At 67.6% G+C, this 20246-nt stretch carries 18 protein-coding genes; 10 read left to right on the top strand and 8 right to left on the bottom strand.

The window, feature by feature from the left end; all coding sequences use genetic code 11:
- Positions 1 to 760: 760 nt before the first annotated feature.
- On the bottom strand, positions 761 to 2293 hold the full coding sequence (locus ACWDPV_RS01420) for a hypothetical protein (protein ID WP_449741466.1): 1533 nt from the start codon (positions 2291 to 2293) through the stop codon (positions 761 to 763).
- Positions 2294 to 2638: 345 nt separating this feature from the next.
- Here ACWDPV_RS01420 and ACWDPV_RS01415 point away from each other — a divergent pair, with 345 nt between their 5' ends.
- The 5 genes from ACWDPV_RS01415 to ACWDPV_RS01395 all read left to right on the top strand — a co-directional run bounded on the left by ACWDPV_RS01415 (position 2639) and on the right by ACWDPV_RS01395 (position 7700).
- Complete coding sequence (locus ACWDPV_RS01415; RefSeq protein ID WP_449741465.1) at positions 2639 to 3970, top strand: polysaccharide pyruvyl transferase family protein; 1332 nt, start codon at positions 2639 to 2641, stop codon at positions 3968 to 3970.
- Between the two features lie 22 nt (positions 3971 to 3992).
- The gene (locus ACWDPV_RS01410; protein WP_449741464.1) at positions 3993 to 5525 is read left to right on the top strand and encodes an oligosaccharide flippase family protein; all 1533 of its coding nucleotides are present in this window, start codon (positions 3993 to 3995) and stop codon (positions 5523 to 5525) included.
- Positions 5522 to 6745, top strand: coding sequence for a GNAT family N-acetyltransferase (locus ACWDPV_RS01405; RefSeq protein ID WP_449741463.1), 1224 nt, complete (start codon positions 5522 to 5524; stop codon positions 6743 to 6745). The genes ACWDPV_RS01410 and ACWDPV_RS01405 overlap by 4 nt, the downstream gene beginning before the upstream one ends.
- A 74-nt stretch (positions 6746 to 6819) precedes the next feature.
- Complete coding sequence (locus ACWDPV_RS01400; protein ID WP_449741462.1) at positions 6820 to 6999, top strand: hypothetical protein; 180 nt, start codon at positions 6820 to 6822, stop codon at positions 6997 to 6999.
- Between the two features lie 44 nt (positions 7000 to 7043).
- A complete protein-coding gene (locus ACWDPV_RS01395; RefSeq protein ID WP_449741461.1) occupies positions 7044 to 7700 on the top strand; it encodes a PaaI family thioesterase in 657 nt (218 codons plus the stop codon).
- 63 nt (positions 7701 to 7763) lie between these two features.
- On the opposite strand, the gene ACWDPV_RS01390 is transcribed toward ACWDPV_RS01395, so the two are convergent.
- Genes ACWDPV_RS01390 through ACWDPV_RS01380 form a run of 3 tightly spaced genes read right to left on the bottom strand, consistent with a single transcriptional unit; the run spans position 7764 to position 10887 of the window.
- Positions 7764 to 9095 (bottom strand): saccharopine dehydrogenase family protein, encoded by a 1332-nt coding sequence (locus ACWDPV_RS01390; RefSeq protein WP_449741460.1) that lies wholly within the window; start codon positions 9093 to 9095, stop codon positions 7764 to 7766.
- 31 nt (positions 9096 to 9126) lie between these two features.
- The gene (locus ACWDPV_RS01385) at positions 9127 to 10209 is read right to left on the bottom strand and encodes an AbrB family transcriptional regulator (RefSeq protein WP_449741459.1); all 1083 of its coding nucleotides are present in this window, start codon (positions 10207 to 10209) and stop codon (positions 9127 to 9129) included.
- Between the two features lie 54 nt (positions 10210 to 10263).
- Positions 10264 to 10887, bottom strand: coding sequence for a class I SAM-dependent methyltransferase (locus ACWDPV_RS01380; protein WP_449741458.1), 624 nt, complete (start codon positions 10885 to 10887; stop codon positions 10264 to 10266).
- 252 nt (positions 10888 to 11139) lie between these two features.
- On the opposite strand from ACWDPV_RS01380, the gene ACWDPV_RS01375 reads away from it, so the two are divergent.
- From ACWDPV_RS01375 to ACWDPV_RS01355, 5 genes are all read left to right on the top strand, one after another.
- Positions 11140 to 12021, top strand: coding sequence for a hypothetical protein (locus ACWDPV_RS01375; RefSeq protein ID WP_449741457.1), 882 nt, complete (start codon positions 11140 to 11142; stop codon positions 12019 to 12021).
- Between the two features lie 46 nt (positions 12022 to 12067).
- The gene (gene menD / locus ACWDPV_RS01370; RefSeq protein WP_449741456.1) at positions 12068 to 13726 is read left to right on the top strand and encodes a 2-succinyl-5-enolpyruvyl-6-hydroxy-3-cyclohexene-1-carboxylic-acid synthase; all 1659 of its coding nucleotides are present in this window, start codon (positions 12068 to 12070) and stop codon (positions 13724 to 13726) included.
- Between the two features lie 40 nt (positions 13727 to 13766).
- The gene (locus tag ACWDPV_RS01365) at positions 13767 to 14324 is read left to right on the top strand and encodes a hypothetical protein (protein ID WP_449741455.1); all 558 of its coding nucleotides are present in this window, start codon (positions 13767 to 13769) and stop codon (positions 14322 to 14324) included.
- 112 nt (positions 14325 to 14436) lie between these two features.
- Positions 14437 to 15603, top strand: a complete 1167-nt coding sequence (locus tag ACWDPV_RS01360; protein ID WP_449741454.1) for a glycosyltransferase family 4 protein — start codon at positions 14437 to 14439, stop codon at positions 15601 to 15603.
- Positions 15604 to 15613: 10 nt separating this feature from the next.
- Positions 15614 to 16309, top strand: a complete 696-nt coding sequence (locus ACWDPV_RS01355; protein ID WP_449741453.1) for a demethylmenaquinone methyltransferase — start codon at positions 15614 to 15616, stop codon at positions 16307 to 16309.
- 101 nt (positions 16310 to 16410) lie between these two features.
- Here the strand turns inward: ACWDPV_RS01355 and ACWDPV_RS01350 are convergent, their stop codons facing one another.
- The 4 genes from ACWDPV_RS01350 to ACWDPV_RS01335 form a co-directional block, all read right to left on the bottom strand.
- On the bottom strand, positions 16411 to 17058 hold the full coding sequence (locus tag ACWDPV_RS01350; RefSeq protein WP_449741452.1) for a DUF3558 family protein: 648 nt from the start codon (positions 17056 to 17058) through the stop codon (positions 16411 to 16413).
- A complete protein-coding gene (locus ACWDPV_RS01345; RefSeq protein ID WP_449741451.1) occupies positions 17042 to 17467 on the bottom strand; it encodes a hypothetical protein in 426 nt (141 codons plus the stop codon). The genes ACWDPV_RS01350 and ACWDPV_RS01345 overlap by 17 nt, the downstream gene beginning before the upstream one ends.
- A 214-nt stretch (positions 17468 to 17681) precedes the next feature.
- Entirely contained in the window at positions 17682 to 18617 is a 936-nt protein-coding gene (locus ACWDPV_RS01340) for an oxygenase MpaB family protein (protein WP_449741450.1), read from the bottom strand.
- A 194-nt stretch (positions 18618 to 18811) separates the two neighbouring features.
- Positions 18812 to 20110, bottom strand: coding sequence for an FAD-dependent monooxygenase (locus ACWDPV_RS01335; RefSeq protein WP_449741449.1), 1299 nt, complete (start codon positions 20108 to 20110; stop codon positions 18812 to 18814).
- Between the last annotated feature and the right edge of the window lie 136 nt (positions 20111 to 20246).

Genomic DNA, 20246 nt, shown 5'->3' with positions numbered 1-20246 from the left:
CACCGACCGCAGACGTGGATCGGTGGCGACGGTGATGACGGCGAGGAACCCGGCGATCAGGCAGATCCCGTTGGCGACCGGCTGATTGAAGATGCCGTTGGCGCGCCCGGCCCAGTTCGGAGCGGTCACGATGTACCGCGGGAACACCAGCGCGGGTGCGTGGAACTGGCAGGTGTTCATCAGTGCGGAGTACGCACCGAAGGCGCCGGTCATCCAGATGATCACCCGGACGGACTTCTCACTGCGATAGACCATCCGGCCGACGAGGTACATCGTGAACGGGATCGCGGTGCCGGTCAGGATGAAACGGTAGACCGACAGGTCGGTGTCGGTCAGCGGATAGTTGACCGACAGATCGTGTGGCGCGCACCAGGAGTAGATGTTCCACAGCAGGTAGCCGACCATCATCGCGTCGAGCCAGGTGGGTCGTGGCAGCGCGCCGTGGCGTGCGGACAGCCACAGCAGCATCGCGAGCAGCACTCCGGCGAAGGCGGGGACGAACGGATCGACCGGGGCGACCGCACTCAGGGCGATGCGGCCGAACATGGCCACCATCAGGTAGGCGACCGCGATCTGCGGATTGACCAAACCGGCAGCGGCAGCTGCGATCGCGATCACCCCGAGGGCCGCCAAGAGCGGGAACTGTGCCGGAGCGACCAGCACACCGACGGTGACGACGACCGCCACCGAGGCAGCGACGATGACCCGGATCGCCCGCGATCTGTTGTGCGCGAGCGGGATCGGAACCGGTGTCACCGGATCAGCGTGTGCCGGCGGACTGCATGGCGGGTTCGCTGCGCCCGTATGCGTCCGCATCCGATCCGCGGGACTCACGCCAGGTCGGGTGGGTGGCCACGTCCGGATCCTCCGGTGTGTCGGCGGTGTCGGCGGTGTCGGTGTTCTCCGCGTCGACATCGGTTGCCGGCGAGTCGATGTCGTCCGTCGGTGATGTCACGCCGTCCGCGGTGTCCGACGTGGCCGTGGCCTCACCGCCGGTACGGAACCGGGGAAGTCGCCCGACGACGGGGATCGGATGCTCGACGAACACGGTGCCGAGGATCGTGGCGTCAACCTGTCGGAGCAGGGCGACGGTCGAACCGACCGTGGCGTTGGTGGATCGTGACTGGTCGACCACCAGCACGCACTCGCGTGCGACGCTGCAGAGTACCTGCGCGTCACTGGATTCGGTGATGGGCGGCAGGATGAGCAGGATGCGATCGTAGCGGCCGCCGGCCCCGTCGAGCAGGGTGCGCAGCGCCGCGGCCGGCGGAGGTGCGTCGTCGGAGAGTTCGAGGGCCAGGAAGTCCTCGGACTCATCGGCGAGGAAGGTCTCCGTGGTCGGGTCGCCCTCATCACGGCCGTGGGCGGCGTCGATGATCGCCACCCGCAGTCCGGAGCGGCGCCAGCTGCGCGCAACCACTTCTGCGGCGTGTGCGGCGGAATCGTCGGAACTGGTGCCGCACAGCGCGATCAGCGGGGAGGTGGGTTCGGCGCGGTGATCGAGTGCGACGGCGAGATGTTGCAGACTGCGCGTGCCGGCCGGTTCGGCGGTGGGTACCGTCGCCAGCGACTCGAGCCCGGTCATCGCGTGCAGGTCGTGTGCGGAATCCGTCCGGCGGGTGAAGATGCCGCAGGCCAGTGCGACACCGGCGCCGACCACCAGGCCGGCGAGCAATGCCAACGCAATGGTGATCATGCTGGGTCCACCCGAGGAAGACACCTCCGACCGCAGGCCGAGTGTGGTGACCTGGTTGGTGGAATCGCCGGTGATCTGACTGATGCGGTCCTCCAACTGCGCCAGGGATTGCTGCGGGATCACCCCGCTGGCACTGCGGATGTCGTCAAATGGTTTGCGGATGGCGGCAACCGAACGATCCTGCTCTGCCCGTATTGCGTCGTTCACGGTGTTCTGCAATGCCGTGGCCATCTGCCCGGCCGCGGCCTCGACCTGCGCGGAGTCGGTGGACGTGGCGGTGATGTAGATCAACGGACTCGGCCCGGCCAACGACGCGGCGAAAGTGACATCCGCGGGTACCGCGGCGATGCTGCGCAGGGTGGCCTGGTAGGCGGGATCGTTGAAGAAGTTGATGTATCCCTGCGCAAGGTATGAATCCTGTTCCGGCGCACGGATTTGTGACGCAACCGACAGGGTGGCCTTGCTGGAATAGGTCGTCGCGGTGGTCAGCGACGACACCGTCCCGATCAGTGTGATGATGATCGCGATGGCGGCGACGAGATAGCGTCGCCGCCAGATGCGATCCCAATGGATCGCAGCAAAGCTGCTCGTATTCACGATGTTTCCCTTCGCGTTTGTACGCGGAGGCCCCCCCAAATTGGGCATCCTATGTCTTCGCTTGTAGCGTCCCCCCGGACGTGTGGACAGCGTCGGTGCCTCCCTGATGTGACATCCGCAGACGGGTGTCGCACGCTCACCGAGAACTGTCCTTGGACAAGTGAACCATCTTTTGTGCATTACAGTAAAGTGGGCGCGGGGGAAACGGCGTGGCCATTCCGTCATGCCGGGGGAGCGCTGGGGTGCATCGACACAGGTAGGCCGGTGTCTCCGGGGCAGAAGAGTTCGGAGAATTTCATGGGGGAAGTTGCGGCATCTGTGGTTGTGGGGGGAACCAGACCACGGGTGCTCATCGAGAACAGCGAGTACTGGCTCCGTAATCACGGGGACATGGCGATGATGCAGATGACCATCGAGCGCATCCGTCGCCGGTGGCCCCATGCGCGGGTGGCGGTGCTCACTGACTCGCCAATGTTGTTGCGCGCGTTGTTTGGTGACGTCGAGGCGGTCACCGTCGGCGACGCCGACCCGTGGGGGCCGCCGACGTGGTGGGAGAATCTCGCGCAGCACGTCGGCCCACAATTGGTGGGGCCCATCGTCATTGCCGCGTTGTGTGCGCGGGTGTGGTTGCCGCAGCGGGCGCGTGGTGCACGCAACCGGTTGCGCCGGGCGTGGCTGGTGCTCATCGGTCGCCCCGAGGAGATCGTGCCTCCGCCGCCGCGGGTGGCGGTCACCCGCGGATCGTTCGCGGCGGCCGAAGAGGCCACGGTGATCGTCGCGTTGGGCGGTGGCTACCTCACCGACGCCGACAGCGCGCAGTCGAATCGGGTGTTCGGTCTGATGGAACATGCGGTGGCGCACGGTGTTCCGGTGGCCTTGGTCGGCCAAGGGCTCGGCCCGCTGGACGATCCCGCGCTGCGGGAACGGGCGGCGGGCGCGCTCGGGGCGGCATCGGTCATCGCGTTGCGCGAGGGCCGTCGGGGTCCGGCTCTCCTCGAGTCGCTGGGTGTGCCACGTGACCGGGTGGTGGTGACCGGCGACGACGCCATCGAACTGGCCTACCGTGCGCGGACCGACGAGGTCGGCAGCGACGTCGGCCTGTGTCTGCGGGTGGCCGACTACTCGCCGGTGGCGCTTGCGGCCCAGGAGTGCGTCGGTCGGGTCGTCCGTACCGTCGCCGCCGGACACGATGCAACGATCGCGCCACTGGCCATCGCCGAATACCAGTCACAGGACCGGATCTCGACGCTGCCACTGGTCGACGGGTATCCGAAGGTGCGGGCGATGCCGCACCGGTATGCGCATCCGTCGGCGGTGATCGAGCGCGTCGGAGCGTGTCGGGTGGTGGTGACCGGGGCCTACCACCTTGCGGTTTTCGCTCTGTCGCAGGGTATTCCGGTGATCGCGCTGACCTCCACCGCCTACTACGACGACAAGTTCTACGGTCTGGCCGAGATGTTCGGTACCGGTGTCACGGTGGTTCACCTCGACGACCCCGACCTCGAGACCGTCCTGACCGGTGCGCTGACCGACGCGTGGGATTCGGCCGACGATGTGCGAGAGCCGTTGCGGTCCAGAGCGGCCGAGCAGATCGCGGCGAGCACCGACACGCTCTACGGGTTCCTCGACTCGGTGGCGGCGGGACACGCCGCGGCGGCCGGGCGGACCGACGCATGAGCATCGACGGTCCGGTGATCCGATGAGCACCGACTCGAAGGACCGCGTATCCGAAGAAGACGAGACACGCGACGGACGGTCGATGTCGAGTGTCGTCGGCAACGTCGCCGCGGCGTCGGCGGCGGCACTGGTGTTCGGCGAGATCGTCACCTTGGCCCAGACCATCGCCCTGGCCCGGTTGCTGACGCCGACGGAGGTCGGGTTGTTCATCTCCGGCACCGTCGTCGCCGCATTCCTCGGCAACTTCGTCGAGGGCGGCTTGCGTTCGGGACTCATTCACCGCGACAACGAACTCGAGGATGCCGCGGAGACCGTGTTCTGGGTGACGGCAATCGCCGGGCTCGGCATGAGCCTGCTCACCCTGGCCGCGAGCCCGCTCATCGGGTGGGCGTTCCACAGCAGCGAGGTCGGGCTGATTGCCGCCGCCACCTCGGGTGTGTTGTTCCTGTATTCGTTCACCAATGTGCCGGAAGCGTTGCTGCAGCGAGAGTTCAGCGTCAAGCGGCGTCTGATCGTCGGGCCCACCGTTGCGGTGGTGTATGCCGCGGTGGCCGTCGGAACCGCCGTCGCCGGGTGGGGTGTGTGGGCGATGGTGGCCGGATTCTATGCGTCCTACGTGGCGTGGGTTGCGACGTTGTGGGTGATCACCGATTGGCGGCCCCGCCGTGGCCGCGCCTCGGTACGACTGTGGCGGGAACTGGCACGGTACGGAATGCCGTTGGTACTGGGCATGATCGGCGCCCGAGTGCAATCGGTGGTGGAGTCGGTGGTGGTGGGCCGCGGTCTGAGCCAAGCCGACCTCGGCAATTTCCGCTACGGGCAACGGGTCTCGGCGATGCCGGAACGCGCGATCATCGAAGTGGGTGCCATCGCACTGTTTCCGGCGTTCTCACGGCTCAAATCCGACCCGGAGCGACTCAAACCGGCCTTCCTGCGAGCCCTGCAGTGGGCGATGCTGGGAGCGGCGGCCCTGTCGGGCATGATGATCGCCTTCGGCGAGCCTGCGGTGGTGGTGGTCTTCGGTGAGCAGTGGCGGGATGCGGGCGTCGTCGTCGTCGCGATGGCGGGACTCGGCGTCGGCAAGGCCCTGATCTCGGTGAGCGAGGAGGCCATCAAGGGAACCGGGCGTACCCAACTTCTGAACTGGTACACCGCGGTTGAGGTCACACTGGGTATCGGCCTGCTGCTGGCGCTGATCGGTCCGTTCGGATTGTGGGGTGCGGCGCTGTCGGCGTCGGTGACCGCGATCGTGGTGGGTATGACCTGTGTGTTCCTCGCACGCCCGATGGTCGGCTTCGCCTGGCGTGAGGTGATCGCCGCCACGGTGCCGTCCCTGCTGTGTGCCACGCTGGCCACCGTGGCCGCGTGGACGCTCGAACATGGCGTGCTGCATTCGGATTCGCGTGGCGTCATCGGCGGTGTCGCGTTCCTGGCCGTGGGCGGTGTGTTCTTCGTGACGGTGTACGCCGCCGCGTTGCTGGTGGCGATGCCCACGCAGATGCGTGCCGTGTTGCGTCTCATCGGGACACGCATCCGGATCGGGGCGCGGCAATGACGCTGATCAGAGGTAGGTCCGGACCCGATCTGTCGCATCTGCAACTGGGGCCGTGGCCGATGGGGGAGCATCGCGTGGTGCTGCGTCCGCCACGCCTCGACGACGTCGACGCCTGGCGTGGCATCCGGGTGCGCGACCGGCACTTGATCGAACCGTTCTGGGCGTACTCGCCACTGCGGTGGGAGCAGCGTCACTCCGACCGCGCGTGGCTGCGGGAATGCCTGCGCAGCCGCCGTGAGGCGCGGGCCGGCCGATCGGTGGGTTTCGTCATCGACGTCGACGGGGAACTGCGTGGCCAGTGCGCACTGACCGACATCGACCGGCGAGGCCGGTCGGCGGAGTTGGGGATCTGGGTCGACTCGACGCTCGCATCGTCAGGTCTGGCGATCCTCGCGGGTTCCCTGCTGTCGGATTTCGCGTTCGCCACGCTCGGAGCGGAGCGGGTGACGGCGCCGGTGTGCGTCGACAACGTCCGCGCCGCCGGTGCCTGCCGTAAGAGTGGTTTCGCGGAGGAGGCGCTCATGCGGAATTACTTCCGGGTGGGGGCCGACGGCGTCGAACGGGACCATCTGCAGCTGACTCTGCGTCTGTCGACGGTGCCCGCCGAAGGCGTCACACGGAGCCTGAGCCGGTACTTCGATCCCGGCGGCAACGCCGTGGGACGGCACCTGTCGCGGGCCGCGCGGCCGCGTTACTGGCGGTTGTCGACCGTCGGTGACGGCCTGCGTTACGTGCTCGGCGTACTCTGTGGCGGCGTGTGCGGCGTCGTGGGCAGGATCGGCCGGCACCGCGTCGTCCGTCGGCCCGTGCACGAGGGCGGCGTCGTCCTGACCGCGCGTCCCGGACGCGACGTCACGTTTACGGTGACGGTTGACGGCGGGCCGGCCGGCGTGTGCGGACTGCGGGGTCTCGATGAGCTCTCGTCGCATGTGACCGCGTGGTTCGACCTGCGCCCCGGTACCGACGAGTCGCTGGCGGCGGTGGTGAATGCGCTGGTCAGTAGTGCTTTCGCGGTGCGGGGGCTGCGTCGGGTGGCGGTGGTCTGCATGCCGAAGTCCTCATTGTCGGATGTGCTCGCCGACGTAGGGTTCGAGCGGGAGGGATTGCTGGTCGAGCACACCGATGCGGTGGGCCGACGTGGTGATCACGAGCTCTGGGGCGTGACCGTGGCGCTGTGGAATCGCGCGGTGCAACCTGAGAGCCGCCGAGCCGCAAGCTGAGGGACTGCTGACAATTCCGCGCGTGTCCCTCGGATCGGGGACACTTTCGGTCGTTTCTTTGGCACCCTGGGGTGGTGAAGGTGTGGGAAATTGTGCTGCTCGTCGCCCTGGCGTGGGTGGCGTTGTCGGTGGGGGCCGCCCTTCTCATCGGTGCGATGATCCGGCTGCGTGATCGCCGGGAGGCCACCCGGACGCAGTACACCACGGGGCCGCATGCCGTCGTCGGCGCCGGTCGGGTGCGCCGCCGCGAGTGACGCCGCCGACGTGGCCTGTGTGGCCCGCCGATACGGTGTGAGGCATGACCTCCGCGCCACAGAACGATTGGGCTCAGCCCGCCGACAACGATTCCCCCCACGAGGGCGGGTTCCGGGCGCGCATCGACATCACCACCGAGCGGGGTGGGCCGCGGTACGGCGAACTCAACGAGGAGATCCGTCGAATGATGGATCTGGCGCGGTATGCGTGCCCGCCCGACGACATGGTCGCCGATTTCATCGATCAGATGCGCGGGTTGAATGCGCGCCTGGAACAGGTGCAGATCGACGAGTGGCAGACACCGGCGGGTACCCGCATCGACCTGCCGGCCCGCGGCAACATCACGCTGCCGCCCTTTGAGATCACCGAGGGCGGGCCCGACGGTGTGGTCGCCGCGGTCACCTTCCGGCCCTTTCATCTCGGCGGCAACAAGGCCGCCCACGGCGGGCACGTCGCCGTCGCATTCGACGACCTCGGTGGCATGGCATCGGCGTTGAAGGTCCAGGGCATCACCCGCACCGCCTATCTGACGGTGAACTACCGGTCGCTGACGCCACTGGAGATCCCGCTGCGGATGCACACCTGGGTGGAGGAACTCGACGGGCGCAAGGCCTTCGTGAAAGGCACGCTGCACGACGGCGATCGGCTGTGTGCCGAGCTCGACGCATTGTTCATCGCGTTGAAGCCGGGGCAGCCGTAGCCGGTGCTCGTGGACTCGTGCTCGTGTTCTCGCGACGGTCTCGCCGGGCGGCAACGATGCGGCTCAGGTCAGCTCTTCGGCTTCCAGCGTCATACCGGCCTCGCGGAGGCGATCGATGAGGGCGTCGCCCATGGCGGCGGCAGGGGTGAGGACGCCGGTGAGCTTGGGTAGTTTGTCGCGGTTGAGGGCCAGCGTCAGTGCGCATTCGCCGAGCATGACGGCTGTGGCCTTGTAGCCCGGGTCGCCGGTGGCTCGGATCGTCGAACGGTAGCGTCGGCCGGTGCTGGTGCGCGTAAAGGTTTCGGTGACGAAGTAGCCGTTGTCCCTGGCCTTTTCGCTCGGTCCCTCGCCGGGTTCGGGGAGGACCTTGTCGAGAAGGCGGCGCGTCGGGCCGAAGCTCATCAGGCCGAGGAAGGCGCCCACCCCCACGCCGACAGCGCTGGCGGCCAGCGTGGAGACACCAGGGATGGAGCCGACGTTCATCGTTTCGGCGTAGTGGAAGTCAGGGCCGTAGCCGTTGTCCAGCAACGCGTTCGAGCGTCGTACCACGCGAGTGTTGTGCGAGGACATGAAGAACGGTGCGAGTGTGCCGCGCAGGGACGGGTCGACGTTGCGGGCCCGGACGATCGCGATGTCGCTTGGCTCGGAGGACATCGCCGCCTTGGGGGTGTTCCCGGGAGTGCCCGACAACGCCTGCGGGTTGAGGAGCAGACGTCGGGTCTGGGAGTCCTTGGCCTGCTCGGCGATCACCCGCATCGAGTCGATGGTGCCGCCGGACACACCGCCGCGGAACGACTTCAGGATGAGGGTGGTGTCGGTGAGGGTGCCCGCGTCGTCGTCGCCGACCTTGCGGTAGAGCAGGTAGGTGCCGAGATCTGAAGGGACCGAATCGAATCCGCAGGAGTTGACGATGCGGGCGCCGCTGGCCTGGGCGGTCTCGTGGGCCTTGTCGATGGCGAAGTGCACGAAGGGGACCTCGCCGGTGAGGTCGACGTAATCGGTGCCGGCCGAGGCGGCCGCGATGACCAGCGACTCACCGTACTTCAGATACGGGCCGACCGTCGTGCAGATGACGCGGGTGCGCGCGACCATCGCGTCCAGCGAACTCGGTGACGACGAGTCGGCGACGATCAACGGCCAGTGCGCGGCGTGGCCGCCGAGGCGGCGTCGGACGTCGGCGAGTTTGGTTTCCGACCGCCCGGCCAGGGCGACCTTCGTGCCGGCGGGCGCGTGCTCGGCGAGGTACTTCGCGGTCAGCGCGCCGACGAATCCGGTGGCGCCGAAGACGACGACGTCGAACTCGCGGTCGGACTGCTCGGCACTCTCGGCCACCGTGGGTTCCTCGGTGACGTCGTCGTCGGTGAAGTCTGCGCTGACACTTTCCCCGCTAGTCATGGTGGCGAGCCTAGTCGTCGTGCGAGCCCGATCACAGTGGGGTGGCGCGTCGTGCCACCCACCGGGCGGCGAAGGGTGCGACGAACAGCATCAACAGGACCCGCAGGATCTGGGCGGCGACGACGAACGCCACGTTCCCGCCGGCCGCGGTGGCGGCGGCGAGCACCGCGTAGATGCCGCCGGGGGTGGTGGCGAGGTAGCAGTCGAACATCGACTCCCCGGTCCACGCCGACAGCAGCACGCCGAGGAGTGCACAGCCGACGCCGATGCCGAGGATCAACACGATGGCGAACGGCAGCACGCGGCCGATGGCACGCAGGCGGTCGAGGGTGAAACCGAGGCCGGCCTGCCAGCCGATTACCGCGTAGGCAAGGCCGAGGAGGATGCCGGAGACGGCGGCGTCGCCGGCGATCCCGGTGAGTTCGATGATTGTCGCGATGGCCATCGGGCCGAGGAGGCCGGCGGCCGGGAGGTGGATGAGGCGGCCGAGGGGCAGGCCGATCCCGATGCACACGGCGAGTAGGAGAAGACCCCAACCCTGGTCGCCGGCCGACGGGGATTCCACCACCACGCCATCCGCGCTGGCATGGAACACCACGGTCGCGATCAGCGGGATGGTGATGGTGACCAACGCGACGCGGACGTACTGGATGACGGCGACCATCCGTTCGTCGCCGCCGAGTTCCCTTGTGAGCGCGACCAATCCGGAGGCGCCGCCCGCGACGAGGGCCAGGGCGCCGGTCAGGGTGTCGACCTGTTTGTGCAGGCCGAGCAGCATGCCGCCGACTACCGACAGCGCCAGCGTGCCCAGGCCGACGACGAGCACCGGCAGCCACGCCGAGCCGAGTCCGGACAGGGTGTCGGGGTCGGCCATCGTTCCGATGAACACGCCGAGCACGCCCTGCGAGGCCAGGAACAGGGGCCGCGGGATGACGGGGGCGTCCGGGTTGTCGGCGGTGGCGCGGGGAGCGATCCCGGCGATGGCGAGTACCGCGGCCACCACCAAGCCGGCGAACAGGGCGGCGGCGTCGACGTCGAGGAGTTGCAGGAGCGCCGTGGTGATCGCGGTGAGGAGGGCCAACCCGATCCAGCGGAGGAGGGTGTGGCGGCGCATTGGGTCCAGGGTAGGCGCGGAGCCCTCAGGGTGCGTGGGGTCAGGGGGCGTGGGTCAGGGGGCGTGGGCGGTGCCGAGCGACATGGCGCCGAAGGTGCGGGGCGTACCGCGCTGGTAGAAGCGGTCAAGGTCGGTGATCGTGAAGCCGGCGTCGGTGAGGGCGGCGGGGATGTCGCGGGTGAGGTGGCAGCCGCCGGCGACGCGGCGCTGGATCGGTTCGAGGCGGTGCTGCCAGCGGTGGACGCGGGAGTCGGGGGCGTCGCCGTGTTCCAGGAAACACAGCGGGGCGCCGGGTTTGAGGACGCGGCGCAATTCGGACAGCGCGGCGGACAGATCCGGGATGGTGCACATCGTGAACGTGGACAGCGCGGAGTCGAAGGTGTTGTCGGCGAAGGGGAGTGACTGGCCGTCGAGGCCGGCGCGGGTGATCGGGACGGTGGCCGTGCTGACGCGTTCGGCGGCCAGGGCCCAGCCGTCGTCGGAGGGTTCGACGGCGACGACCTCGGTGACCGTGTCGGGATAGGCGACGATGTTGAGTCCGGAACCGAACCCGATCTCGACGACGCGGCCGGTCAGTGGGGCGCAGGTGGTGGTTCGCAGCGGTCGGATGAGCGACGAACCGCAGGTCAGATTGATCAGACGGGGCAAAATGTGGCGATCATAGAAGCCGGGGGCCATGGAAGTGAGGGTAGGCCGAACCCTCTGCCCATTTCTAGACATCCCGCTCAGTAGCAGATCGCTCTGACCTGGGGTTTTGCGGCGAGGCTACTCCGAGAATGTCTAGAAATGGGCACAGGGTCGGGCGCCCGGGGATCCTCCGTGACACGGATGTGGCAGATGAGACACTAGTGTCTGATGGGATTGATGTGAAGCGGGTCCGGGTGGAGCGCACGCGGTTCGAAGATCGTCTTCTCCCCAAGCTGGAACTCGATGGAGCCACACGGGGTCCTGCTGCGTCCAATGGCCATGGACAACACGAACAACATCGACAAGATCGTGACATTGGGCGTCAGCACCCGACCGGAGCTGCTCGCGGCGGGAGTGACCGATACCGACATCAAGCGAATGGTGCGGCGCAAAGAACTCGAGCAGATCCGGCGCGGATGGTTTGCCGCCCCGGGAGCCGACCTTGAGGCCATCGCCGCAGCGCGACGGTATGGCGCAGTGAGCGGGCCGACCGCGTTGACGAAGTACGGGATCTGGGTGCCGCCCGGCTATGACCAACTGCATGTCCGGACGGGGAAGGCGGCGACTCGTCAATGGGCAGGATGCTGCCGGCCACCTGGGTCACTGACCCCGGTGACGACGATCCTCGATCCGCTGATGGTGGCGCTGGCAGCAGCGGCGCACTGCATGACCGACGAGCACTGGATCGTGGTCTGCGATTCGGTGATGAACATGCACGGCCTGGACGTGGAGTGGCTGATCGCCATGCTGCCGGGCGTCGACGAGTACATGAGGATGCTCCTCGAAGAGTGCGATCCGGCGTCGATGTCGGGGACCGAGACCATCGTCCGGGTGCGGTTGCGGCGGCTCGGTTACGTGGTGATCGTGCAACCGCCCATCAGCAGGGTCGGATTGGTCGACCTCCGGGTGGAGAACCTGCTCATCGAATGCGACAGCGAGCTTCACCACACCAGCCTGGAGAGTTACCGCAAGGACCGCCGACGGGATCGTAAGGCTCTCACCAAAGGACTCGATCCGTTGCGCCTGACCTACGACGACGTCCTGTATGGGTGGAAGGAGACCGTCGAGGACATCGAGCAGATCCTGCAGAACGAGCGGCACCATCGTCGGCTGACCGATGACTGACCGCCGCGACCGGGGCCCTCGTGCGGGCACTACTACGCTGGATCGCATGAATCCCTCGACCCTGCAGGCGCATGTGATCGTCGACGAGATGGTGCGCGGCGGTGTTCGGGAAGCGGTGCTGTGCCCCGGGTCGCGGAACGCGCCGCTGGCGTTCGCCTTGCATGCCGCGGACGTGGCCGGGTCGTTGCGGTTGCATGTGCGGATCGACGAGCGGTCGGCGGGATATCTGGCGGTGGGATTGGCGGCGTCGTCGGGGCGGCCGGTGCCGATCGTGATGACCAGCGGTACCGCGGTGGCCAACATGAGTCCGGCGGTCTTCGAGGCGAACTATGCGCGGGTGCCGCTGGTGGTGGTCAGCGCGAACAGGCCCTACGAGCTGCTCGGGTCGGGGGCCAATCAGACCGTCGAACAGTTCGGCATCTTCGGCACGCAGGTGCGGGCGGCGATCAGTCTGGGACTGGCCGAGGCCGACGTCGACACGAACAGTCAGTGGCGTTCGGCGGTCGGGCGTGTGTTGGCCGCGGCGCGCGGTGCGCGCACCGGCAATGCCGGGCCGGTGCAGTTCGACATCCCGCTGCGTGAACCCCTCGTCCCGGGGCCGGGGTCCGAACCCGACGACGCGTTCGGCGAATTCGCCGGCCGACCGGGCGGGTTGCCGTGGACGCAGGCGCCGGTCGGCAAACTCGACATCCCGTTGCCGATCGATCTATCCGTCGACACCGTCGTCGTCGCAGGTCACGGTGCCGGGTGGTATCCGGAGCTGGCCGGTGTGCCGACGGTGGCCGAGCCGACCGCACCGCATCCGTCGACGCCGCTGCATCCCCTCGCGCTCGACACGCTCACACCCAGGCAGGCCATCATCTGCGGCCGGCCGACGCTGCACCGCGGGGTGTCACGCCTGCTGGCCGACCCGGACGTGCAGGTGTACGCGGTGACCACCGGCCCGCGGTGGCCGGATGTGTCGGGCAATGTGTACGCGACGGGCACGCGGGTGGAGGCCGTCGGCGAACCGCGTGAGGAGTGGCTCAAGGAGTGTGAGCAGATCCATCAGCGGACGCTCGGGGCGGTCGACGCCGAACTCGACGCGGGTGGCGCGCCGACCGGACTGCATGTGGCGCGGGCGGTGAGCGCGGCGATGGCGCCCGGCGATCAGCTGGTGGTGGGTGCGAGCAACCCGATTCGCGACATCGCCCTGGCCGGGCGGGTCCCGGCGGGTGTGCGGGTGCTGTCGAACCGGGGTGTCGCCGGGATCGACGGCACCAACTCGACGGCGATCGGTGCGGCGTTGGCGCACGACATCGACCATCCGGGTGCGCGGACCGTCGCCCTGATGGGTGATCTGACGTTCCTGCACGATGCGACCGGCCTGATCGTCGGACCGGGGGAGCCGAGGCCGACATCGTTGCGGATCGTCGTCGCCAATGATGACGGGGGTGGCATCTTCGGGCTGCTCGAGCAGGGAGATCCGCGGTTCAACACCGGCCCGTATGCGGGGGCGTATGAGCGGGTGTTCGGCACGCCGCACCGGACGGACCTGGCGTCGCTGTGCGCGGGTTTCCATCTGCCGCATCGTCGGGTCGAGGTGGGTGAGGTGTCGGCGGTGCTGGCCGAGCCGGGTGGTGAGGGCATCGAGGTGATCGAGGTGGTCACCGACCGGGAGCGATTGCGGGCGGTGCACGCGGGCATCGTGGCGCGGCTGCGGTAGCGGCGCGGGGTCGGTGGGGTGGCGACGTATCCTGTCTGTCATGAATCCGACGATCCTGCGGCGCGTGCAGAAGACGCTGCTGGTGCTCGGGTTGATCGTGACGGTGATGGCCGGGGCGATCGTGGTGGCCGCCTACCGCAATGACGCCGCCATCGACCGCAACAAGGGCACCGTGATGGCCGACATCGTGTCGGCGAACCGGCTGCATGCGGTGGCGTATTTCCAGACCCCGGACGGGCAGATCTACAGTCCGCGGCTGGGCCTGCTGTATCCGACCGAACTCGGTACCGGGCAGCGGATCAGCGTCGAATACGACACCACCAATCCTGACCTGGCGAAACCGGCCGGGCGGACGGCGGCGTTATCAATCATCCCGGCCGCGTCGGTGGCGGCGGTGGCGTGGCTCATCGTCATCGGATTGATGTTGCTGATCGCCGAGGTGAACCGGCAATGGCGGCGTCGACGTGGTGGGGCCGAGAGCAATGCCGAGCGTGGCGATGCCGGGCCGGACGAGGTTGCGTCGGATGATGACGGGTCGGGTAATGCGGGATCGGATGGTTCCGGTCCGTCCGGCGAGCGGGTTTCGGTGCAGGCGTGAGGATGTCGATCTAAGGATCGCTTTCGGCCGCGGTCGGAGATTTTGCGGGGAGTTCGCGTGAACGTCACGTCGCGCCTTCTCGCGGGTCATCGGCGACGGTGACGATGACGCCATGCGCGTTGCGATTGTGACGGAGAGTTTTCTCCCGCAGGTCAACGGGGTGGTCAACTCGGTGCTGCGGGTGGTCGACCATCTGGAGCGGACCGGCCATTGCGCGGTCGTCATCGCTCCGGATTCGGAACGTGAGGGGCGGCGGGCGCCACGCTTGGTGGGTCGTCGGACGCCGGTGCACACGGTGCCGTCGATGAATTTCCCCGGTGTGACGTCGTTGCCGGTCGGGGTGCCGACCCCGGCGTTGTACCGGACGTTGCGCGACGTGGCGCCGGATGTGGTGCACCTGGCGTCGCCGTTCGTGGTGGGCGGGGCGGGTGCCGCTGCCGCGAAGTGGTTGCAGGTGCCGTCGGTGGCAGTGTTTCAGACCGACGTCGCGGGGTTCGCTAAGGCGTATCGGATGCAGATGGCGGGCAAGGCGGCGTGGCGTTACACCAAGCGGGTTCACATGGCGTGTGACCGGACCCTGGCGCCGTCGACGTCGACAATGGATGACCTTGCTGCACATGGTATTCCGAGGTTGCATCGCTGGGCGCGAGGGGTTGATACGGCGCAGTTCTCGGCGTCGCGCCGCGATGAGGGGCTGCGGGCGTCGTGGGATGTGGATGGTCGGCTGGTGGTCGGCTTTGTCGGACGGTTGGCGCCGGAGAAGCATGTGGAGCGGTTGGCCGGGCTCGACGATGACGACTCGATCCGGTTGGTGATCGTGGGCGACGGGCCGGAGCGGGCACGGTTGTCGCGGATGTGCCCGAATGCGGTGTTCACCGGCGAGCTTCGTGGCGAGGAGTTGGCGCGGGCGTATGCCTCGCTCGATGTGTTCGCCCATCCCGGCGAGCATGAGACGTTCTGCCAGGCCATTCAGGAGGCGATGGCCAGCGGGTTGCCGGTGATCGGGCCGGATGCCGGTGGGCCGCGGGATCTGGTGACGCCGATGTCGACGGGATTTCTGCTGGATCCGCGGACGTATGCCGATCGGGTCGGCGAGGCGGTCGAGGCGTTGCGTGATCCGGTGCAGCGGGCGGCGATGGGGCGGGCCGGGTTGTCGGCGGTGCGGGCGCGGACCTGGCCGGCGCTGTGCGAGGAGTTGGTGGGGCATTATCGCGCGGTGATCGCCGAGCGCGATGGGCGTGGTGGGATCGCGTCGGAGGGGCAGCGGCTGGCCGGGTAGCGTGGTCGCCATGGCTACCACCGATCGTGCGAGTCTGGACAAGGATCCGTCCGAGGTCGCGGCGATGTTCGACGGCGTCGCGAAACGCTACGACATCACCAACACCGTGCTGTCGTTTGCGCAGGATCGACGCTGGCGCAAGGCGACCCGCAAGGCGTTGGCGTTGACGCCCGACGACGTGGTGCTCGACCTCGCGGCCGGTACCGCGGTGTCGACGGTCGAGTTGGCGACGTCGGGTGCGAAGTGTGTGGCCGCGGACTTTTCGCTCGGCATGCTCAAGGCGGGAGCCGACCGGGATGTACCGAAGGTGGCCGCCGACGCGATGCGGTTGCCGTTCGCCGACGAGTCGTTCGACGCGGCGACGATCTCCTTCGGGTTGCGCAACGTACACGATGTGCCGACCGCGCTGGGTGAACTGAGTCGCGTGTTGAAACCTGGTGGGCGCCTGGTGATCTGCGAGTTCTCGACGCCGACGTTCCGGCCGTTCCGGACCGTGTACATGGAGTATCTGATGAAGGCGCTGCCCGCCGTGGCGACCAAGGTGTCGAGCAACCCGGCCGCGTATGTGTATCTCGCAGAATCGATTCGGGCCTGGCCCGACCAGTTCGGCCTCGGTGACCTGATCCGCGACGCCGGCTTCACCAACGTCCGCTGGCAGAACATGACCGGCGGGATCGCGGCCATTCATTCGGGGATTCGGGTGTAGGGGTCACCAAAGTTGGGTGGTGTCGGAGAATCTGGGTGCTACAGCACACAGATTCTCGGATTGGACCCAGGTTTGGTCGGGGGTGGGGGCTGGTGTCGGGGTCAGGGTGGCATCTTGTCGATCGTTGCACGCGTGAAAGCCAGTGCCTTGGCGCAGATTTCGGGGGTGGGGGGTGGGTTGATGGGGATTGCGGCCCCTGTTGCAACAATTGCGGTGCCGGAACGGACGTAAGCGGTGCAGGAGTTGGAACTCGGCTCCGTACCGATTGCAACGGATCTGCCTGCGATTTCGGAGTCTGGTTGCCATTGCACGGTGCTCGCCTGTTTGGATTTGTAAGTCGGTAGGTCGGGTCCGTTGCCGACTATCTGACTTATGTGGGCTAGGCGAAGATCAGAGAATTCCCACTTGCAGCCTCGTGCGGTCTGACGGTCGGCTAAGGCGATATCGGCTGCTGACTCGGCAATCAGTTCCAGAGATGCGAGTTGCTGGCTAGTTAGTGCAGTGCAAGGTTCGTAGCTCGAGCCATCATTCAGATTGTTCCAGCGATTGGGGTATGACGTTCGGAACGGCAGTTCATTTCCGACATCATCGGTCTGCCGTATCAACTCGGTGGTCACCATCGTCGGTACTGCGGAGGACTCCGATAGTTCGGTCGGGTCTCCGCACCCGGAGACGAGTGCGAGCGCGCCACACAATACTAAAGTTCGGAGTCCGAATCTTGTGAGTAGGTGGCTAGATGGTGATGCCATCAGCGCCGCTAACGTCGGCCGTATGCAGCGATGCGTTGGCTGAATCACACTGGCTGGCGAGGTCATCGAGTCTCTGCGTTTGTGTGGTTAGCTCCCCGCGTAGTTTCGCAATGAACTCGAGTACTTCCTCATAGAACTTCTCGCCTTCCTTTGCGCCAATCCCAAAGCTGTTTTCCTTGCCGACTGCGCCCAGCTGTTCTGCCACCCCAGCCAACTCCCCCGCCAACCCCCTGGCGACGGCAGCGCGGCGGCCCCACTCGGCGTCGACGACTTGTACGACGCCACCGCCGCCGAGGCCATCGCCGGCCGAGGAGCCGAGCCCGATCGGGCCGTCGTCGGGTTGATAGCTGGGCATGTCGGAGCCCTCGAGGGGCACCCGCGTGCCTGGCAATACGAAGAAGTCCGTCATGATCTCCCCCTTCTGGCCACTCCGGTGGCGGCCAGATCCACGGCGTCCACGCATTCTAAGCAGAAGTTCGCAGATCGGGCGGGGTAACCGCACCAGTTGTGGATGGACGGGGTTCGTCGTGTGGTGGCCGTGCAAAGGTGGGCCTTGTTGGAGGACGTGGATGCTGTACCACCCACGACGTCCAACAGGACCCACGTTCTCACAAAATACTTGCTCAGCCGGCGTGACGGACGGGGCAGCCGGGGGAGAAGGTGCCGAGCTGATCGACGTCGTATCCCTTGGGATAGCAACGGATCTGCTGCATGTCGCGGCCGTACTGCGGGGTGGTGCGGGGCGTGGCGACGAACCGGATGGCCAGGCCTCGGGCCTTGAGGCCGTAGCGGGCGAGGACGCGTTCGACGGCGGTCGGCTTGGGGTAGTGGAAGGCCTCGAGCAAACGGTCGTCCATCAGGGCGAAGGAGAGGCGGCGCACCAACCACGCCGGGAGCAGGCGGAACGGCATGAAGGTCGCGAGCAGGTCGAGGGTGGAGTCGGCGACCCTGCGGGAGTCGGCGGAGTAGGCGAAGTGGGCGAGTTCGTAGTCGTCGAGGAACTTCTCGAACTCCTCGTAGGTGGCCGGGATGTTCTTGATGGCCATGTGGTTGCCGAGTTTGCGGTAGTACTCGGTGAGGCCGTCGATCTCGTTGCGGCGCAACGGTCGCCACTCGTAGTCGGCGACCCAGCGGACCGGGCAGACGACGAAGGTGGCCAGGACGTAGAGCATGTCGTCGTTGGAGATGTCGTACATGCTGTGCATCTGGTTGATGCGGCGAATCGCGGAGCGGCCCTTGGGGTCTGCGAATCCGAACTCGACGGGGGTGTCGAGCAGTAGCACCGTATCGTCATAGCGCTTCTGGGTGCGGTCGGTGAATTCTCCTGTGTCGCACAGCAGGTCGCCGATGGAGGGGACCGCGTAAGTGCGGAAGAGGGCGAAGCTCAGCGCCATGGTGATGCCCCACGGATACTCCAGGGTGCCCAGTGCGCGGGCGTAGGCCTCGGGTTCGCCGACGGGATCGGTGGCCGCGAGGTCGTTGCGCAGACGGTAACGCTCGGCGCGGCGGTCGCTGATGCGACCCGCGATCGTGGATGCGACGGATGATGCGGTCGGCACGATACTCCCTCGATGGCCTCGGCTGACGTGTTTGAAACACATTATCAAATATGTGTCTTCACGCTTGGGTCGACGGGCCCTACATGTCCGTAGGGCGGGCAGAGTCGAGTGAGCGGGGCCGAGTGAGCGGGCCGAGTGATGCGGGCCGAGTGATGCGGGGCCGAGTGACGCGGGGCCGAGTGATGCGGAGGCGGTCAGGCGAACGGCGGCACGTCGTCGAGCTTCGTGGACACGCGTCCCGCCGACCGCCAGGCGCGGGCGACGAGATCGGTGTCCTCGGGCGTGATCAGATTGCCCATCACCCGCACGACCAGCGACATCAGTCGCTGTGAGCGGATGCCGGGGCGCCCGAGAATGGGCACGGTCTGCGGCATCGTGAGCAGGCCGGCGAGGCGTCGGGCGGCGGAGAACGCGAGCCCGTAATGCTCGACGAGGGTCGCGCGCCAGGCGTCGGTGTGATCACCCGCGCCGAGTCGGGCGACGGCCAAGCGCGCGGTCTCCAGGCCGTAATCGATGCCCTCGCCGTTAAGTGGATTCACACACGCCGCGGCGTCACCGATGAGCATCCAGTTGCGGCCCGCCACCCCACTGACCGCACCACCCATCGGCAACAGCGCCGAGGCGATTCGGACGGGGTCGCCGGCGATCTGCCATTCGTCGCCGACCATCCGGGCGTAATGCTCGAGGACCGGTCGAAGTGCCATGTGCGCCGGGCGTTTTGACGTTGCCAACGCTCCGACGCCGATGTTGAGCAGACCGTGACCCTCGGGGCGGGAGACCGCGGACATCGGTCCGGAGTCGGCCGTGCCGAGCGGGAACACCCAGCCGTAGCCGGGAAGCAGGGCGTCGTCGGGTCCGCGCAACTCCAGATGCGAACCCATCAGCGTGGCTGCGGCGCGCCTCGATGGGATGTACGCGCGGGCGGCGACGCCGTAGGCGGTGTCGCGATGCCACTGCCGGCCGAGCAGCTTGCCGAGGCCGGAACGCACGCCGTCGGCGACGATCACCTCCCGCGCCCGGATGGTGTGCGGGCCGTCGGCGGTGACGAAGGCGACCGCACCGAGGCGATCGCCGTCCATCTCCACGGCGACGGCCTTGGCGCCGGAGACCATCCGCGCGCCACGGGCCACGGCGAGCTCGCGGATCGCGTCGTCGAGTTCGAGTCGTGCCACCGCGCTGCCATAGCCGGGGAAGCGCCCGGACGGCCACGGCACGTACACGGCGCGACCCCAACCGTGCAGTTCCAGGCCGTTCAGGCGGGGGCGGTCGGCGAGCAGCCCGTCGAGACCGAGGGTGGCCATCTCGGCGACCGCGCGTGGGGTGAGGCCGTCGCCGCAGGTCTTGTCGCGCGGGAACACCGCCGCGTCGGCGAGCACCACGTCGAAACCGGCCGCCGCGGCGTGCGCGGCCGCGGCCGCGCCTGCCGGTCCGGCGCCGACGACGAGCACGTCGGCGGTGTCGGGGCGGTCGGTCGGCGGCTGCGCGGTGCTCACCCGACCAGTATGTCGGCGCGCGCCGCGGTGACGTGTGTCGGGCGTCGTCGGTGCCTACGGATAGGCTGGCGGCAGACAGTGCGGCCTGCGCGGTGGATGCGGGCCGTCCCGGCACCTTCTCGAGATGGAGTGGCGC

Source organism: Gordonia sp. NPDC003504, from assembly GCF_053587995.1.
This window is presented reverse-complemented; position numbering and strand designations above follow the sequence as displayed.

Excerpts from the sequence above, each read along its gene's own strand:
- ACWDPV_RS01355 (WP_449741453.1), top strand. The coding sequence starts at position 15,614 with ATGGCTACCACCGATCGTGCGAGTCTGGACAAGGATCCGTCCGAGGTC.
- ACWDPV_RS01375 (WP_449741457.1), top strand. The coding sequence starts at position 11,140 with ATGGAGCCACACGGGGTCCTGCTGCGTCCAATGGCCATGGACAACACG.
- ACWDPV_RS01390 (WP_449741460.1), bottom strand. The coding sequence starts at position 9,095 with ATGACTAGCGGGGAAAGTGTCAGCGCAGACTTCACCGACGACGACGTC.
- ACWDPV_RS01405 (WP_449741463.1), top strand. The coding sequence starts at position 5,522 with ATGACGCTGATCAGAGGTAGGTCCGGACCCGATCTGTCGCATCTGCAA.
- ACWDPV_RS01380 (WP_449741458.1), bottom strand. The coding sequence starts at position 10,887 with ATGGCCCCCGGCTTCTATGATCGCCACATTTTGCCCCGTCTGATCAAT.
- menD (WP_449741456.1), top strand. The coding sequence starts at position 12,068 with ATGAATCCCTCGACCCTGCAGGCGCATGTGATCGTCGACGAGATGGTG.
- ACWDPV_RS01345 (WP_449741451.1), bottom strand. The coding sequence starts at position 17,467 with ATGACGGACTTCTTCGTATTGCCAGGCACGCGGGTGCCCCTCGAGGGC.
- ACWDPV_RS01350 (WP_449741452.1), bottom strand. The coding sequence starts at position 17,058 with ATGGCATCACCATCTAGCCACCTACTCACAAGATTCGGACTCCGAACT.
- ACWDPV_RS01360 (WP_449741454.1), top strand. The coding sequence starts at position 14,437 with ATGCGCGTTGCGATTGTGACGGAGAGTTTTCTCCCGCAGGTCAACGGG.
- ACWDPV_RS01410 (WP_449741464.1), top strand. The coding sequence starts at position 3,993 with ATGAGCACCGACTCGAAGGACCGCGTATCCGAAGAAGACGAGACACGC.
- ACWDPV_RS01365 (WP_449741455.1), top strand. The coding sequence starts at position 13,767 with ATGAATCCGACGATCCTGCGGCGCGTGCAGAAGACGCTGCTGGTGCTC.
- ACWDPV_RS01385 (WP_449741459.1), bottom strand. The coding sequence starts at position 10,209 with ATGCGCCGCCACACCCTCCTCCGCTGGATCGGGTTGGCCCTCCTCACC.
- ACWDPV_RS01395 (WP_449741461.1), top strand. The coding sequence starts at position 7,044 with ATGACCTCCGCGCCACAGAACGATTGGGCTCAGCCCGCCGACAACGAT.